This is a genomic window from Sanguibacter sp. A247 (assembly GCF_052324925.1).
In the GTDB taxonomy this organism is placed as follows: domain Bacteria; phylum Actinomycetota; class Actinomycetes; order Actinomycetales; family Cellulomonadaceae; genus Flavimobilis.
Window position 1 is genome coordinate 880591 of record NZ_JBQPRE010000001.1, and the last position, 16370, is coordinate 896960.

Genomic DNA, 16370 nt, shown 5'->3' on the forward strand with positions numbered 1-16370 from the left:
CCATGCGGCTGGGACACGACCACGTCCGGGTGACGGTTCCCGCCACGAGCGCGAACCTCGGCCCGGGCTTCGACTCGATGGGGCTTGCACTCGGGCGTCACGACGTCCTGGATGTCCAGGCTCTCGGCACGAACGCGACCGAGGTCTCGGTCGTCGGTGAGGGAGCGGGCGAGGTTGCGCTCGGCGAGGACCATCTCGTCGTGCGCGCGCTGCGCGCTGCGCTCGACCTCGTAGGCGCGCCTCAGACTGGCCTGCGCATGACGTGTGCCAACGAGATCCCGCACGGCCGCGGCATGGGATCGTCGGCCGCGGCCGTCGTCGCGGGCATCGCAGCGGCGCGGGCGCTCATCGCTGATCCCGAGGCGCTCGACGACCGTGTGGCGCTGCGCCTCGCGACGAGCTTCGAGGGTCATCCTGACAACGCGGCGCCCGCGATCCTCGGCGGGGCGACGATCGCGTGGCAGGACGCCGACGGGGCGCGTGCGACGCGCCTCGAGGTCCACCCGGACATCGAGCCGTGGGTGCTCGTGCCGAGCGTGCGGCTCGCGACGAAGCGGGCTCGCGGTGTGCTTCCCACACACGTCCCGCACGCGGACGCCGCGTTCAACGCGGGCCGCGCGGCACTTCTCGTCGAGGCGCTCACGCGTCGTCCTGAGCTTCTGCTCGAGGCGACGGAGGACCGTCTGCACCAGGACTATCGCGGCGACGTCATGCGCGGGTCGGTCGACCTCATGCACGCGCTGCGCGAACGTGGGCTGGCCGCGGTCGTCTCGGGTGCGGGGCCCACGGTCCTCGTGCTGGGGCGCGCGAGCGACGGCGACCTCGTGGCCAACACCGTCGCCGAGCTCTTGGGTGGCACCCCCACGTGGCATGCGGCGTGCCCGGGGATTGACCCGGTCGGAGCGCATGTCGAGAGGCTCTGAATGCCTCGGGAATTTCGGGGCTCGCCTCGTGTACGATGAGGCTGTTCCCCCGGTGATTCTCCTCAGACCGGGTCCGCCCGCGCCGCGACGCGCAGGGCAGGCACACGGGGGCACGTTTCCGGAATGTCGCGTCGGCAACCTGCCGGCCCTGCACGTGCGCGAGCACGGGGGTAGTCGAGTCCGGGCGGTCCGCGCGCAGGAGACGCGCGAGCCCTCCACACCAGCAGTCGGCCGCACAGGCGGCGTCCTGCAACTTCAGGGGAAGGGTCCTCAGTGACTGACACCACCTCCGCTCCCTCCGGCGCCCTCACCGCGATGCGCCTTGCCGAGCTCCAGACGGTCGCGTCTGGCCTTGGCGTCAAGGGCACCTCAAAGATGCGGAAGAGCGACCTCGTCGAGGCGATCAAGGGGGCTCGCAGCGCCGCGACCACGGCTCGCTCCGAGAAGCCCGCGTCGGGTGCGGCGACCAAGGACAAGGTCGGTGCCGAGCAGGCAGGCGTCTCGACCGCCCGCGCCGAGCGCCCGGCCCGCGCTGAGCGCCCGGCCCGCGCAGAGCGTCCCGCGCGTGATGAGCGTCCCGCCCGCGCAGAGCGTCCCGCGCGTGACGAGGGTGCGGAGCGCGACGAGCAGCCGGCCCGTGAGGAGCGCGCACATCGCGAGGACGGCACCCGTCCGACGCGGGCCGAGCGCTCGCGACGGAGCGACGATGCTGAGCAGCGTGCCGAAGAGGCGCGCAAGCGCGCCGAGGCACGCTCGGGCCGCCGCGGCGATGACCGCGAGCAGCACGCAGACGACGACGCGCCGCGCGCGGCTCGTGACGCGGTCGCCGCGGACCTCGCGTCGATCGAACGTGGCCTCGAGCGTGGGCAGCGTCGTCGCGCGGGTCGCGACCAGGGACCCGCCGAGGGCCCGGACAAGCGTCAGGGCAGCCAGCAGAGCCAGAGCAACCAGAGCCAGGGCAGCCAGCCGAGCCAGGGGCAGGCGCAGAGCCAGGCTCAGTCCCAGGCCCAACGCCAGGGTGGTCAGCAGGAGCAGCGTTTCGAGGACGACGAGCGCGGCGGACGCCGCCGCCGTGGGCGCGACCGCTACCGCGAGCGTGACCGCAAGCGCGGTCGCACGCGCCCGGGCACGGTCGACTTCGGATCCGAGGACTTTGAGGTCCACGAGGACGACGTCCTCCTGCCGATCGCCGGGATCCTCGATATCCGCGACAACATGGCGGTCATCCGCACGAGTGGTTACCTGCCCGGGCCGAGTGACGTCTACGTCTCGATGGGTCAGGTGAAGAAGGCCGGTCTGCGCCGCGGTGACGCGCTCACGGGCGCCGTGCGCCAGCCGCGCGAGGGCGACCAGATGCCGCAGTCGAACATCGCGCGCGCCAAGGCCAACGCCCTCGTGCGCCTCGACTCGGTCAACGGTGTCGCGCCGTCCGAGGCGCTCGAGCGCCCGGACTTCTCGAAGCTCACGCCGCTGTACCCGCAGGATCGCCTCCGCCTTGAGAACGCCGCCGCGAACCGTCTGACGCCCCGCGTCATCGACATCGTCGCACCGATCGGCAAGGGCCAGCGTGGCCTCATCGTCGCGCCGCCCAAGGCCGGCAAGACGATCATCATGCAGCAGATCGCGAACGCCATCACGGTGAACAACCCCGAGGTTCACCTCATGGTCGTTCTCGTCGACGAGCGTCCCGAAGAAGTCACTGACATGGAGCGCACCGTCGACGGCGAGGTCATCGCCTCGACGTTCGACCGCCCCGCGTCGGACCACACCATGGTCGCGGAGCTCGCGATCGAGCGCGCGAAGCGTCTCGTCGAGCTCGGCCAGGACGTTGTCGTGCTGCTCGACTCCCTCACGCGTCTTTCGCGTGCCTACAACCTCGCCGCTCCCGCCTCGGGCCGCATCCTCTCCGGTGGTGTCGACGCGTCCGCGCTCTACCCGCCCAAGCGCTTCTTCGGTGCGGCGCGCAACATCGAGGACGGTGGCTCGCTCACGATCCTCGCCTCGGCGCTCGTCGAGACGGGCTCGAAGATGGACGAGGTGATCTTCGAGGAGTTCAAGGGCACGGGCAACATGGAGCTGCGCCTCTCACGCAACCTTGCGGACAAGCGCATCTTCCCGGCCGTCGACGTCAACGCGTCGGGCACGCGCCGTGAGGAGATCCTCATGGGTGGCGACGAGCTGAAGATCGTCTGGAAGCTGCGCCGTCTGCTCTCCGGGCTCGACCAGCAGCAGGCGATCGAGCTGCTGCTCGGCAAGTTCAAGGAGACGAAGTCGAACGTGGAGTTCCTGCTCCAGGTGCAGAAGACGACGCCGACGACCGCGCACGACGACGACGCAGGCAAGACCGTCTGAGCCTGCTCGCCCGTACGTCGGAGCCCCCGTGACCTCGAAGGTCACGGGGGCTCCGACGTGCGTGCGGCGCCGCGACGGCCTGTGTCAGGCCCGCGGCAGCCCGAGGTAGCCCTGGAGGGTCTGCGCGACCTCGTCCCACGTCCAGTCCCGGGCGACGCGCTCGCGCCCCGCCGCCCCCATGCGGCGTGCCTTCTCGGGGTCCTGGAGCAGCTCGACGAGGCGGGCCGCGATGTCGGCGGGGTCGCGCGGGTCGACGGCGTAGCCGGTGACGCCCTCCTCGATCGCGTCGGGTGCGCCGCCCGAACGTCCGACGATGACGGGCAGCCCGGTCGCGGCGCCCTCGAAGAACGCGAGCGGCAGCCCCTCGGGCTCGAGCCCCATGAGGCGGGTGCGCGACGGCATCGCGAAGACGTCGCCCGCGTCGACGTACGGCGGGACCTCCGCCCACGGCAGCGGACCGGTGAGGATGACGCTGTCGCCGACGCCGTGGCGGGCGACGAGCCGCTCGACGGGCCTGCGGGCGGAGCCGTCGCCGACGATGAGCAGCACTGCGCCGGGTACGGCGGCGAGGACCGTCGGCCACGAACGGACGAGCATGTCCTGGCCCTTGCGTGCGACGAGGCGCGCGGCGCACACGACGACAGGTGCGTCGGGCGCGATGCCGAGCCGCGCGCGGACCGCGGCGCCCCCGTTGTCGGGGCGGAAGCGCGTGACGTCGGCGCCCGGGTGGAGGCGGCGCATGCGGTCGCGCGCGGAGGGGGTCATGGGGCGCGCGATGATGTCGCGGCACCAGTCGTTGATGAACGTCACGTGGTCGGTCGCCTCGCCCGCGGTGCGGATGACGCGGCGGACGCCCGGGACGCGGGCCCACCACGTCTCGGCGGAGTGCGTGATGCCGACGATGCGCTGTGCGCCGGCCTCGCGCAGCGCAGGGGCGAGCAGTGCAAGGGGTGCGGAGGCGCCGAAGACGACGCGGTCGCACTCGTACGTCCGGAACGTCTCGAGGACCTCGCGGCGCACGCGCGCCGACGGCAGGAGCGTCGTGCGACGGTCGCGGACGACGGGGTAGGGGAGCGTCGCGTCGAGCTCGGCGGAGCCGGGCATCGCGGACGTGTGGACGACGACCTCGTCGGCTGGGAACCTGTCGGCGGTGGCCTGCACGAACGCCTCGATCCCTCCCTGGCGGGGTGGGAAGTCGTTCGTGACGATGAGCGTCCTGGTCACAGGTCCTCCTCGGCGGATGGTGCGCGGTCCGCCCTATCCTAGGGGCGCGCGCCGCTGCGGACCTGGGACACGGGGCGTGAGCGGACGCACGTCCGGGGACGTCGAGCAGACCTTGACGTCCGTGGCACAATGGAGCGCTGGGATTCCGGTTCACGGCCGCGAGGTGCGGGCGACCCGGGACTCACTCACCTGAGGAGAACCATGAAGAAGGACATCCACCCGGAGTACGTGGACACCACTGTCTACTGCACCTGTGGCAACTCGTTCACGACGCGCTCGACGAAGCCCTCGGGCGAGATCCGCGCGGACGTGTGCAGCGCATGCCACCCGTTCTACACGGGCAAGCAGAAGATCCTCGACACGGGCGGCCGCGTCGCACGCTTCGAGGCTCGCTACGGCAAGAAGGCTGCCAACTAGCTTTCTCACTGACGCCGGCGGGACCACGTCCGACAACCTCTCCAGGGGCAGTCGGAGCCGTGGACCCGCCGGCGTCGGCCGTTCCCGGGCCTTCCACCCGGGTTGACCCGAGCACGAGAGGCACCGATGAGCACCCCCGACGGGCCCGAGGCCTTTGCGGCCACCCAGCCCCTCCTTGCTGAGCATGCCGACATCGAGCGGCAGCTCGCGGACCCTGCCGTCCATGCGGACGGTGACCGGGCGCGGACGCTTGGGCGTCGGTACGCGGAGCTCGGTCGCGTCGTCGGCGCCTACCGCACCTGGCGTTCTGCGGAGGACGACCTGGGCGCGGCCCGCGAGATGGCGGCCGAGGACGAGGGATTCGCCGCCGAGGTCCCCGGGCTCGAGCAGGCGTCCCACGACGCGGCTGAGCACCTGCGCCGCGTCCTCGTGCCACGCGACCCCGACGACGCGCGGGACGTCATTCTCGAGATCAAGGCCGGCGAGGGCGGCGAGGAGTCCGCGCTCTTCGCGGGAGACCTGCTGCGCATGTACCTGCGGTATGCCGAGCAGCGTGGCTGGCGCACCGAGATCCTCGAGCGCACCGAGTCCGACCTCGGTGGCTTCAAGGACGTCCAGGTCGCGATCAAGGCTCGTGGAACCGTCGCCCCCGAGGACGGCGTGTGGGCGTCCCTCAAGTACGAGGGCGGCGTCCACCGCGTCCAGCGCGTCCCGGTGACGGAGTCGCAGGGACGCATCCACACCTCGGCGGTCGGTGTTCTCGTCTTCCCCGAGGTCGAGGACGCGGGCGAGGTCGCGATCGACCCAAACGACCTACGGATCGATGTCTACCGGTCCTCGGGCCCGGGTGGGCAGTCCGTCAACACCACGGACTCGGCCGTGCGCATCACCCACGTGCCCACGGGGATCGTCGTCTCGATGCAGAACGAGAAGTCGCAGCTGCAGAACCGCGAGCAGGCGATGCGCGTCCTGCGCGCGCGGCTGCTCGCGGCGCAGCAGGAAGAGGCCGCGGCCGCGGCGAACGACCTGCGCCGGTCGCAGGTCCGGACGGTCGACCGTTCCGAGCGCATCCGCACGTACAACTTCCCCGAGAACCGCATCGCCGACCACCGCACGGGCTACAAGGCGTACAACCTCGACGCCGTGCTCGACGGTGACCTCGGCCCGGTGGTCACGTCGGCCATCGAGGCCGACGAGGCCGCGCGCCTGGCCGGCGCCGGCGGCTGACGATGACACTCACTGGGACGACGCCCGTCCGCGAGGCACTCGCTCACGCGACCGCGCTGCTGGCCGACGCGGGCGTGACGAGTGCTCGCGTCGACGCGGAGCTGCTGTGTGCGCACGCTGCAGGCGTCGACCGCTCGGCCGTGACCACCGCGAGCCTGCTCGGGCGAACGCTCGCTGACTGCGGTGCGGACGTGGCTCGTGACTTCAGCCTGCTCATCGAGGCTCGCGCCGAGCGCCAGCCGCTGCAGCACCTCACGGGCCGCGCCCCGTTCCGGCACCTCGAGCTCGCCGTGGGTCCCGGTGTCTTCGTCCCGCGTCCCGAGACCGAGGACGTCGCGCAAGTCGCCATCGATGCCGCGCACGCGGCGGTCGTCGAGCGCGGACGGGCGCTCGTCGTCGACCTGTGCACGGGCTCGGGGGCGATCGCGCTCGCGGTCGCGACCGAGGTTCCCGGCGCCGACGTCCACGCGGTTGAGCTCGACGCTGCTGCGCACGCGTGGGCGTCGCGCAACGTCGCTGAGGTGAGCGCGGCGACGGGGGCGCAGGTCACGCTCGTGCGGGGCGACGCCCGCACCTCGCTCGGTCACCTTGACGGGACAGTCGACGTCGTCGTCTCCAACCCGCCGTACGTTCCCTCCGAGGCCGTGCCGCGCGACCCCGAGGTCGCCCAGCACGATCCCGCCGTCGCCCTGTACGGGCTGGGCGCGGACGGCCTCGAGGTCCCGCGAGGCGTCACGGCAGCGGCCGTACGTCTGTTGCGGCCGGGCGGGCTCTACGTCATGGAGCATGCCGAGGTTCAGGGTGGTGCCGCACGCGCGATGGCCGAGGCCGCGGGCCTCGTCGACGCGCAGACAATCGCGGACCTCACGGGGCGGCCGCGTGCGGTCGTCGCACATCAGCCCGGCGCGGACGTGGGAGGATCGGAGTCGTGACCCACGCGATCCTCCCGGCTACCGACCCGCAGACGTGGGGGCCGTCGCTCGACGAGGCCGTGGCCGCGGTTCAGCGCGGTGCTGTCGTCGTCCTGCCGACCGACACCGTCTACGGGGTGGGCGCTGACGCCTTCTCACCCGCCGCCGTCGCGGCCGTGCTCGCGGCCAAGGGCCGCGGTCGGCACATGCCGCCGCCCGTGCTCGTGCCCGACGCGCGCACGCTCGACGGTCTTGCGACCGACGTCTCCGACGACGTGCGTGCGCTCATCGCGGCCTTCTGGCCCGGCGGTCTCACGATCATCTGTCGTGCGCAGCCGACGCTCGCCTGGGACCTCGGCGAGACGCACGGCACCGTCGCACTCCGTATGCCCGACCACCCCGCCGCGCTCGCCCTGCTGAGGCGCACGGGACCGCTCGCGGTCTCAAGCGCCAACCGCACGGGATGCCCCGCCGCCCTCGACGTCGCGGGCGCCGCGCAGCAGCTCGGCGACGGCGTCACTGTCTACCTCGACGGCGGGCCCGTCCCCGGGGGCGTCGCCTCGACGATCGTCGACGCGACCGGCCCTGAGCCTGTCGTCGTGCGCGAGGGTGCGATCCCGTTCGCGCGACTCCGCGAGGTTGTGCCCGGCCTGCGCGGCGTACCCGAGCCCGCGCCTGGCGCCGGCGGGGCCGCGCCGGAGGAGAACGGACAGGGGAAGGACGCGGGGGACCTCGCCCCCGGCGCCGACCGGTGAGGGCCTACCTGCTCGTCGCGCTCGTCGCCGCGACCGTGACCTTCCTGCTCACCCCGCTCGCGCGGTGGATCGCGATGCGCACGGGCGGCATGACGGCTGTGCGGTCGCGGGATGTCCATACCGTCCCGACCCCGCGGCTCGGGGGCCTCGCGATGCTTGCGGGCCTCGCCGTGTCGTTCCTCGTCGCCTCCCAGATCGGCTTCCTCGAGGACGTCTTTGCCTCGGGGGAGGCGTGGGCGATCCTCGTCGGCGCGGCTCTCGTCGCGCTCCTCGGTGCGGCCGACGACATCTGGGACCTCGACTGGATGACCAAGCTCGCCGGGCAGGTCCTTGCGGCGGGCGTCATGGCCTGGCAGGGGATCCAGCTCATCACCGTCCCCATCGCGGGGCTGACGATCGGCTCGGGCCGGCTCTCGCTCTTCCTCACGGTCCTCGCGGTGGTCACCGCGATGAACGCGGTGAACTTCGTCGACGGTCTCGACGGCCTCGCCGCGGGTCTCATCGCGATCGGTGGCGGCGCCTTCTTCCTCTATACCTACCTGCTCACGCAATCGACGAACCCCACCGACTACTCCGACCTCGCGACCCTCGCGACGATCGCGCTCGTCGGCGTGTGCATGGGCTTCCTGCCGCACAACTTCCATCCGTCGCGGATCTTCATGGGTGACTCCGGATCGATGCTCATCGGGCTCGTCATCGCTGCTGCCGCGATCGTCGTCACCGGGCGGATCGACCCCGCGCGGATCTCCGAAGGCCAGTCGATCCCGGCCTTCCTGCCGATCCTCCTGCCGCTCGCCGTCATCGTTCTGCCGCTGCTCGACATGGTTCTCGCGGTCATCCGGCGGACGCTGCAGGGCAAGAGCCCGTTCCACCCCGACCGCATGCACATCCACCACCGGTTGCTCCAGCTTGGCCACACCCATCGACGTGCGGTCGTCGTCATGTACCTGTGGACCGCCGTCCTCGCCTTCGGCGCCGCCTCCCTCGTCCGGTTCACCGCGGTCGAGGTCGCGATCGGTATGGCAGTGGCTGCTCTCGTCGTGCTTGCGTTGACTCTCGGTCCGCTCGGCGGGACCGCTAGGCGCCGCCGCATGAGCGTGGCCGACGCCCCCAGCGCAGCGAACGACAGTTGACCCCCAAGGAGATCGTCATGACTCAGCCTTCCGGACCGACGCGCGTGCGCAGCGCGTTTGCCTCGGTTCTGCGCGACCTCACCGTCCTTGTCCTGGGGACGGTCCTCGTCGGGAGCCTTCTCGGCTCGCTCATCGCGGGGATGCCGGGGCTGTGGGGAGCGCTGCTCGGCGCAGGCGTTGCCGCGTTCTTCTCGCTCACGACCGCCATCATCATGGTCCGCACCGCGGACCGCCCGATGCACGTGATGAACGCGTGGATCGTCGGTGCGTGGATCCTCAAGATGGGTGGCCTGTTCGCGCTCCTCGTGGCACTTCGTGGGCGCACGTTCTATGAGCCGCGTGTGTTCTTCGTCGTGCTCGTCGTGGCGATCATCGGGGCCACCGCGCTCGAGATGGTCCAGCTGCAGCGCGCGCGCATCCCGGTCGTCGACCTGACGCAGCGGGCACCCACCGCGCCGCCCGAGCAGCCTGACGAGCAATGAGGTGCGACGGCCATCCATCGCTGCCCGCACCGTATGCGCAGAGCGTGACGGGCGCCACATGCGGTGCGCGCTGAGGGGTGGACGCGGGGCGTAGCGACCCGAGTCCATGCGCTAGTCTGAGACCCGATTCCGACAATGTAGTCCGGCGGCCCATGCCCACGAGTGCGTGCTGTGGTACGCCGTCGACACGATCGCTGGGAGATCACCCTGTTCGCTCTGCCTTCTTACGGTGCCGCCGTGCTCGCCTCTGGCGACGGCGGTGGCTTTCACACGCCAAGCCTGGCGGACTTCTTCCCCCCGGCGATCTTCTTCGAGGGCACTCCCTTCGAGTTCAACCGGATCACCCTCGTGCGCGTCATCGCGACCGTCGTGCTGCTCACCGTCTTCGGTCTTGCGGCTCGTCGTGCCACCTTGGTCCCGGGTCGCTTCCAGGGCGCCATCGAGATGATCCTCGACTTCATCCGCGTGCAGATCGTCGAAGAGATCATCGGGAAGAAGACCGCCCGCCGGCACACGCCGCTGCTGACGATCCTCTTCCTCGCGATCTTCGCGTTCAACATCACGGGCATCGTCCCGGGCCTCAACATCGCGGCCTCGGGGGTCATCGGCTTCCCGCTCGTCCTCGCCCTGGTGTCCTACGTGGCCTTCATCGTCGCGGGTATCCGCGCGCAGGGCGGACTTCACTTCGTGAAGAACCAGCTCTTCCCGTCGGGCGTGCCGTGGCCGATCTACTTCATCCTCACGCCGATCGAGATCATCTCGACGTTCATCCTGCGTCCCGCAACGCTTGCGCTGCGACTCCTGGTGAACATGGTCGCGGGCCACCTGCTGCTCGTGCTGTGCTTCGCGGCAACCCACTTCCTCTTCCTCGAGGCTGCCGGCGCGCTCAAGGCCGTGGGCGTCGTGACGCTCGCCGCAGGCTTCGCGTTCACGGCGTTCGAGATCTTCATCGCTGCCCTGCAGGCGTACATCTTCACGCTGCTGAGCGCCGTCTACATCAACCTCTCCGAGGAAGCCCACTAAGGGTTCGCCTCGCCCGGACAGATCGCGGACCGATCTGTCGTCACCGCTGGCTGGGAAACACCCCGCCAACTCTGGAAGGAACACATCCGTGGAGATCACGAACCTCGCCGAGATCACCGGCAACATCGCGACCGTCGGCTACGGTCTCGCCGCGCTCGGCCCGGCCATCGGTCTGGGCATCATGGTGGCCAAGACGCAGGAGGCCACGGCTCGTCAGCCTGAGGTCGCGGGCGCGCTGCGCACCAACATGTTCATCTCGCTCGCCGCCATCGAGGCCCTCGGCCTCGTCGGCTTCGCTGCGGGCTTCGTCTTCTGACGATGGACGCCACGACCATTCTCGCCGCGACCGAGGGCGGGACCTACCCGCTTCTTCGTCCCGCGACGTATGACATCGTGTGGTCGGCGGTCTGCTTCGTCCTCATCGCGTTCGTCCTTGGCAAGCTCGTCCTGCCGGTCTTCACGCGCATCCTCGATGAGAGGACCGCAAAGATCGAGGCTGGCCTGAACTTCGCCGACGAGGCGAAGGCGAGTGCCGAGGCTGCGGCTGCCGAGCAGGAGCAGCTGCTCCGCGACGCACGCGCCGACGCCGCCAAGGCACGGGAGTCCGCACGCGCTGAGGCGGCGGTCATCGTCGCCGAGGCGCGCGCCAAGGCAACCGCCGAGGCCGATCGGGTCCTTGAGACGGCTCAGCGCCAGATCGAGGCTGAGCGCCAGGCCGCAGCGGTTTCGCTCCGTGCCGACGTCGGTGCACTCGCGACCGACCTCGCGTCGAAGATCGTGGGCGAGTCCCTCGACGACGTCGCACGTCAGTCGCGTGTCGTTGACCGCTTCCTCGACGAGCTTGAGGCAGCCACGCTCACGACCGCCAAGGAGAAGTGATGCGGGGTACCAGCCAGCGTTCGCTGGAGGCCGTGCGCACCGGGTTCGCCCCTGTGCTGCGCGACGCCGGCGAGGGCGCGGACGTGCTCGGCGAGCAGCTGTTCGCCGTGCTCGACGCGTTTGACGGATCGGCCGCGCTCGTGCGCGGCCTCGCTGACCCGGCCCGTGAGGCCGAGGCCAAGGCGGAACTCGTGCGCGCAGTGCTCGGCGGCAAGGCCGACGACCGCGTCGTCGCCGTTCTCGTCGAGCTCGTCACGCAGCGCTGGTCGGCCGACGCTGACCTCGCGCAGGCGGTCGAGCATCTCGCGGTCGTGGCGACGCTCGCGTCGGCCCAGGCCCGCGGCGTGCTCGAAACCGTCGAGAATGAGCTCTTCACGATCATGAGGTCGCTCATCGGCGCACCGGCCGACGTCCGTTCCACGCTCAACGCCCCCGGCATCACCGAGGCCGACAGGATCGCTCTTCTCGACGCAATCCTCGCGGGTCGCGGCGACGAGGTCACGCGCCGGCTCGCACGCCGGGCCGCGGTCCTTCGGGGTGGGCGGCGGTTCGTCGCCTCGCTCAGCTGGTACATGGAGATCGCCGCGGGCATGCGTGACCGGCTCATCGGTCTCGCAACCGTCTCGGCTCCTCTCACGGAGGCACAGACGGACCGGCTCGGACACCTGCTCGCGCAGGCGTACGGCAAGCCGGTCCAGCTCAACGTCGTCATCGACCCTGCGGTCGTTGGCGGTCTGCGCATCCACGTCGGGGACGACGTCGTCGAGGCCACCGTGCTCGCACGTATGGCCGACGCACGACGCCAACTGGCGAGCTGATACAGCGCCGCAGGCGCACCACCCACGCACCTCGCGGCCCTGTTGGGACCGCACACTGAAGATCGCAGACCGTCTACGGACGGTCATGACAGGAGAGATCAATGGCTGAGCTGCAGATCCGGCCGGACGAGATCCGTGCCGCGCTGGACAGCTTCGTGAAGTCCTACGAGCCCAAGGCCACGGCGAGCGAAGAGGTCGGTCGCGTCACGCTCGCGGGCGACGGCATCGCCCGCGTCGAAGGCCTGCCCGGCGTCATGGCGAACGAGCTCGTCCGCTTCGAGGACGGCACGCTCGGCCTCGCCCTCAACCTCGAGGCGCGCGAGATCGGTGTCGTCGTCCTCGGCGAGTTCACCGGGATCGAGGAGGGCCAGACGGTTCACCGGACGGGCGAGGTTCTCTCGGTCCCCGTCGGCGACGGCTACCTCGGTCGCGTCGTCGACCCGCTCGGCACCCCGATCGACGGCCTCGGCGAGATCGCGACAACCGGTCGCCGCGCCCTTGAGCTTCAGGCGCCCGGCGTCATGCAGCGTAAGTCGGTCCACGAGCCGCTCCAGACGGGCCTCAAGGCCATCGACGCGATGATCCCTGTCGGCCGTGGCCAGCGCCAGCTCATCATCGGCGACCGCCAGACCGGCAAGACCGCGATCGCGATCGACACGATCATCAACCAGAAGGCCAACTGGGAGTCCGGCGACCCGACGAAGCAGGTCCGCTGCATCTACGTCGCCATCGGTCAGAAGGGCTCGACGATCGCTGCCGTGCGCGGCGCGCTCGAGGACGCCGGTGCTCTCGAGTACACGACGATCGTCGCGGCTCCCGCGTCCGACCCTGCGGGATTCAAGTACCTCGCCCCGTACACCGGTTCGGCCATCGGTCAGCACTGGATGTACGACGGCAAGCACGTCCTCATCGTCTTCGACGACCTCTCGAAGCAGGCTGAGGCCTACCGTGCCGTCTCCCTCCTGCTCCGCCGCCCGCCGGGCCGCGAGGCCTACCCGGGCGACGTCTTCTACCTGCACTCCCGTCTGCTCGAGCGTTGTGCCAAGCTCTCGGACGAGATGGGCGCAGGCTCGATGACGGGCCTGCCCGTCATCGAGACGAAGGCGAACGACGTGTCGGCGTACATCCCGACGAACGTCATCTCGATCACCGACGGCCAGATCTTCCTCCAGTCGGACCTCTTCAACGCCGATCAGCGCCCCGCGGTCGACGTCGGCATCTCGGTGTCGCGCGTCGGTGGTTCGGCGCAGGTCAAGGCCATGAAGAAGGTGTCGGGAACGCTCAAGCTCGACCTTGCGCAGTACCGCTCGCTCGAGGCCTTCGCGATGTTCGCCTCGGACCTCGACGCTGCGTCGAAGGCCCAGCTCACCCGTGGGGCACGCCTCATGGAGCTGCTCAAGCAGGGTCAGTACACGCCGTACCCGGTCGAGGACCAGGTGGCATCGATCTGGGCCGGCACGAAGGGCAAGCTCGACGACGTCCCGCTCGAGGACGTGCGCCGCTTCGAGACCGAGCTCATCGACCACCTGCGCCGCAACACCGATGTCCTGACGATCATCGGCTCGACCGGCAAGCTCGAGAGCGACACCGAGGACGCACTGTCGGCCGCGGTCGACGAGTTCCGCCTCGGCTTCCTCAAGGCTGACGGGACGCCGCTCGTCGGCGGGGACACCGTCGACGACGCGACCCCGGTCGAGCAGGAGCAGATCGTCAAGCAGAAGAAGGCCTGACGATGGCTGGCTCGCAGCGCGTCTACCGGCAGAGGATCCGGTCGACCCAGTCGCTGAAGAAGATCTTCCGTGCGATGGAGCTCATCGCGGCCTCTCGCATCGGGCGTGCCCGTGCGAAGGTCACGGCGGCGACCCCGTACTCGGAGATGCTCACGCGGGCCGTCTCGGCGGCCGCAACACACGGGGCGACGGAGCACCCGCTGCTCTCGGAGCGCACGGACACGAACCGCGTCGCGGTTCTGCTCGTGACGTCCGACCGCGGTATGGCCGGGTCGTACTCGGCCTCGGTGATCCGCGAGGCCGAGACGCTCATCGAGCGGCTCGAGCGGGAGGGCAAGGTCGTCGACCTCTACCTCAGCGGTCGTCGCGGAATCTCCTACTACTCCTTCCGCAACCGGCCCGTGGTCGCGTCGTGGTCGGGGGAGTCGGACGCTCCCGTCGTCCAGACCGCCAACGAGGTCGCCGATCGTCTCCTCGAGGCGTTCCTCGCTCCTGCCGAGGACGGCGGGGTGGGCGAGCTCCACGTCGTCTACACGCGGTTCATCAACATGGTGTCGCAGAAGCCGCGCATCGTCCGGCTCCTGCCGCTCGAGGTTGTCGAAGGCGTCACCGTGGCAGGGCAGGACGCGGCTCTTCCGCTCTACGAGTTCGAACCCTCAGCCGAGGCCGTGCTCGACGCACTCCTGCCCCGGTACATCCGTCGCCGGATCTACACCGCGTTCCTGCAGTCTGCGGCCTCCGAGCTCGCCGCCCGCCAGAGCGCGATGCACACGGCGACGGACAACGCGGAAGACCTCATCCGCAACTACACGCGTCTGGCCAACCAGGCGCGTCAGGCTGAGATCACGCAGGAGATCTCCGAGATCGTCTCGGGCGCTGACGCCCTGGCGGCGTCATGAGACTGGCGCCCCGAACCCACGTTGCAAGCATCGACCCCGCCAGGCATTTGCCCGGCTCTGTGAAGCGAGGCCAGCAGTCATGACCGCCAGCACTGTCGACACCGGCGCAGCCGGCGCGAAGACCCCCGGTGTGGGGCGCGTCGCCCGCGTCATCGGCCCCGTCGTGGACATCGAGTTCCCGTCGGACCAGATTCCCGAGCTCTACAACGCGCTCCAGGTCGAGATCGACCTCTCGTCGCAGGGCGAGGGCGAGAAGTCGTTCACCCTCAACCTCGAGGTTGCTCAGCACCTCGGCGACTCGATGGTCCGTGCCATCGCCCTCAAGCCGACGGACGGTCTCGTCCGTGGCTCGAAGGTGCGCGACACGGGTTCGCCCATCTCCGTCCCGGTCGGCGACGTCACCAAGGGTCACGTCTTCGACGTCACCGGTGAGATCCTCAACGCCGAGCCGGGCGAGACGATCGAGATCACCGAGCGCTGGCCCATCCACCGCAAGCCGCCGGCATTCGATCAGCTCGAGTCGAAGACTGCGATGTTCGAGACGGGCATCAAGTCGATCGACCTCCTCACCCCGTACGTCCAGGGTGGAAAGATCGGCCTCTTCGGTGGTGCGGGCGTCGGCAAGACGGTCCTCATCCAGGAGATGATCTACCGCGTCGCCAACAACCACAACGGCGTCTCCGTGTTCGCCGGCGTCGGCGAGCGTACGCGTGAGGGCAACGACCTCATCCAGGAGATGACCGAGTCGGGCGTCATCAAGCAGACCGCGCTTGTCTTCGGCCAGATGGACGAGCCGCCGGGCACGCGTCTTCGCGTCGCTCTCTCGGCCCTCACCATGGCCGAGTACTTCCGTGATGTTCAGAAGCAGGACGTGCTCCTCTTCATCGACAACATCTTCCGGTTCACGCAGGCCGGCTCCGAGGTCTCGACCCTTCTGGGTCGCATGCCCTCGGCCGTCGGTTACCAGCCGAACCTTGCCGACGAGATGGGTCAGCTGCAGGAGCGCATCACCTCGACGCGTGGTCACTCGATCACGTCGCTCCAGGCGATCTACGTTCCGGCCGACGACTACACGGACCCGGCTCCCGCGACGACCTTCGCGCACCTCGACGCGACGACCGAGCTGAGCCGTGAGATCGCCTCGCGCGGTCTCTACCCGGCGATCGACCCGCTCACGTCGTCCTCGCGCATCCTCGACCCGCGCTACGTGGGTCAGGAGCACTACGAGGTCGCGACGCGTGTGAAGTCCATCCTCCAGCGCAACAAGGAGCTCCAGGACATCATCGCGATCCTCGGTGTCGACGAGCTCTCCGAGGAGGACAAGACCGTCGTCGGTCGCGCGCGCCGCGTCCAGCAGTTCCTCTCGCAGAACACCTACATGGCCGAGCAGTTCACGAACGTGCCCGGCTCGACCGTCCCGCTGTCGGAGACGATCGAGGCGTTCAAGAAGATCGCGGACGGCGAGTTCGACCACATCTCGGAGCAGGCGTTCTTCAACATCGGTGGCCTCGAGGACCTCGAGCGCAACTGGGCCCGCATTCAGAAGGAGTACGGCGTCTGACGCCGTCCGACCCTGATCGAGCCGACTTACGCTAGG

General features: G+C 70.0%; 16 protein-coding genes. 15 read left to right on the forward strand and 1 reads right to left on the reverse strand.

Annotated elements, in window-relative coordinates; genetic code table 11:
- The first annotated feature begins 2 nt into the window (after window positions 1-2).
- On the forward strand, window positions 3-923 hold the full coding sequence (gene thrB / locus ACTVCO_RS03870; RefSeq protein ID WP_443727065.1) for a homoserine kinase: 921 nt from the start codon (window positions 3-5) through the stop codon (window positions 921-923).
- Window positions 924-1238: 315 nt separating this feature from the next.
- Window positions 1239-3275, forward strand: coding sequence for a transcription termination factor Rho (gene rho, locus ACTVCO_RS03875; RefSeq protein WP_443727152.1), 2037 nt, complete (start codon window positions 1239-1241; stop codon window positions 3273-3275).
- Between the two features lie 84 nt (window positions 3276-3359).
- On the opposite strand, the gene ACTVCO_RS03880 is transcribed toward rho, so the two are convergent.
- Window positions 3360-4499, reverse strand: a complete 1140-nt coding sequence (locus tag ACTVCO_RS03880; RefSeq protein WP_443727066.1) for a glycosyltransferase family 4 protein — start codon at window positions 4497-4499, stop codon at window positions 3360-3362.
- 201 nt (window positions 4500-4700) lie between these two features.
- Here ACTVCO_RS03880 and rpmE point away from each other — a divergent pair, with 201 nt between their 5' ends.
- From rpmE to atpD, 13 genes are all read left to right on the forward strand, one after another.
- Window positions 4701-4916 carry a 50S ribosomal protein L31 gene (gene rpmE / locus ACTVCO_RS03885; RefSeq protein ID WP_443727067.1) on the forward strand — a complete coding sequence of 72 codons (216 nt, stop codon included), beginning with the start codon at window positions 4701-4703 and terminating at the stop codon, window positions 4914-4916.
- A 126-nt stretch (window positions 4917-5042) separates the two neighbouring features.
- Complete coding sequence (gene prfA / locus ACTVCO_RS03890; protein ID WP_443727068.1) at window positions 5043-6143, forward strand: peptide chain release factor 1; 1101 nt, start codon at window positions 5043-5045, stop codon at window positions 6141-6143.
- 2 nt (window positions 6144-6145) lie between these two features.
- On the forward strand, window positions 6146-7075 hold the full coding sequence (gene prmC, locus ACTVCO_RS03895; RefSeq protein ID WP_443727069.1) for a peptide chain release factor N(5)-glutamine methyltransferase: 930 nt from the start codon (window positions 6146-6148) through the stop codon (window positions 7073-7075).
- On the forward strand, window positions 7072-7809 hold the full coding sequence (locus ACTVCO_RS03900) for an L-threonylcarbamoyladenylate synthase (RefSeq protein ID WP_443727070.1): 738 nt from the start codon (window positions 7072-7074) through the stop codon (window positions 7807-7809). Before prmC ends, ACTVCO_RS03900 begins: the two co-directional genes overlap by 4 nt.
- Window positions 7806-8942 carry an MraY family glycosyltransferase gene (locus ACTVCO_RS03905; RefSeq protein WP_443727071.1) on the forward strand — a complete coding sequence of 379 codons (1137 nt, stop codon included), beginning with the start codon at window positions 7806-7808 and terminating at the stop codon, window positions 8940-8942. Before ACTVCO_RS03900 ends, ACTVCO_RS03905 begins: the two co-directional genes overlap by 4 nt.
- 17 nt (window positions 8943-8959) lie before the next feature.
- Window positions 8960-9424 (forward strand): hypothetical protein, encoded by a 465-nt coding sequence (locus ACTVCO_RS03910; RefSeq protein WP_443727072.1) that lies wholly within the window; start codon window positions 8960-8962, stop codon window positions 9422-9424.
- 237 nt (window positions 9425-9661) lie between these two features.
- The gene (gene atpB / locus ACTVCO_RS03915; RefSeq protein WP_443727073.1) at window positions 9662-10447 is read left to right on the forward strand and encodes a F0F1 ATP synthase subunit A; all 786 of its coding nucleotides are present in this window, start codon (window positions 9662-9664) and stop codon (window positions 10445-10447) included.
- A gap of 88 nt (window positions 10448-10535) precedes the next feature.
- Window positions 10536-10763 (forward strand): ATP synthase F0 subunit C, encoded by a 228-nt coding sequence (atpE, locus tag ACTVCO_RS03920; RefSeq protein ID WP_443727074.1) that lies wholly within the window; start codon window positions 10536-10538, stop codon window positions 10761-10763.
- A 2-nt stretch (window positions 10764-10765) separates the two neighbouring features.
- Window positions 10766-11326: a F0F1 ATP synthase subunit B gene (locus ACTVCO_RS03925; RefSeq protein WP_443727075.1), complete on the forward strand. Its 561-nt coding sequence runs from the start codon at window positions 10766-10768 to the stop codon at window positions 11324-11326.
- Window positions 11326-12144 (forward strand): F0F1 ATP synthase subunit delta, encoded by an 819-nt coding sequence (locus tag ACTVCO_RS03930; protein WP_443727076.1) that lies wholly within the window; start codon window positions 11326-11328, stop codon window positions 12142-12144. The genes ACTVCO_RS03925 and ACTVCO_RS03930 overlap by 1 nt, the downstream gene beginning before the upstream one ends.
- A 101-nt stretch (window positions 12145-12245) precedes the next feature.
- Window positions 12246-13874 (forward strand): F0F1 ATP synthase subunit alpha, encoded by a 1629-nt coding sequence (gene atpA, locus ACTVCO_RS03935; RefSeq protein ID WP_443727077.1) that lies wholly within the window; start codon window positions 12246-12248, stop codon window positions 13872-13874.
- A 2-nt stretch (window positions 13875-13876) separates the two neighbouring features.
- Entirely contained in the window at window positions 13877-14773 is an 897-nt protein-coding gene (locus ACTVCO_RS03940; protein ID WP_443727078.1) for a F0F1 ATP synthase subunit gamma, read from the forward strand.
- 79 nt (window positions 14774-14852) lie between these two features.
- Window positions 14853-16334: a F0F1 ATP synthase subunit beta gene (gene atpD, locus ACTVCO_RS03945; RefSeq protein ID WP_443727079.1), complete on the forward strand. Its 1482-nt coding sequence runs from the start codon at window positions 14853-14855 to the stop codon at window positions 16332-16334.
- The last annotated feature ends 36 nt before the right edge of the window (window positions 16335-16370 follow it).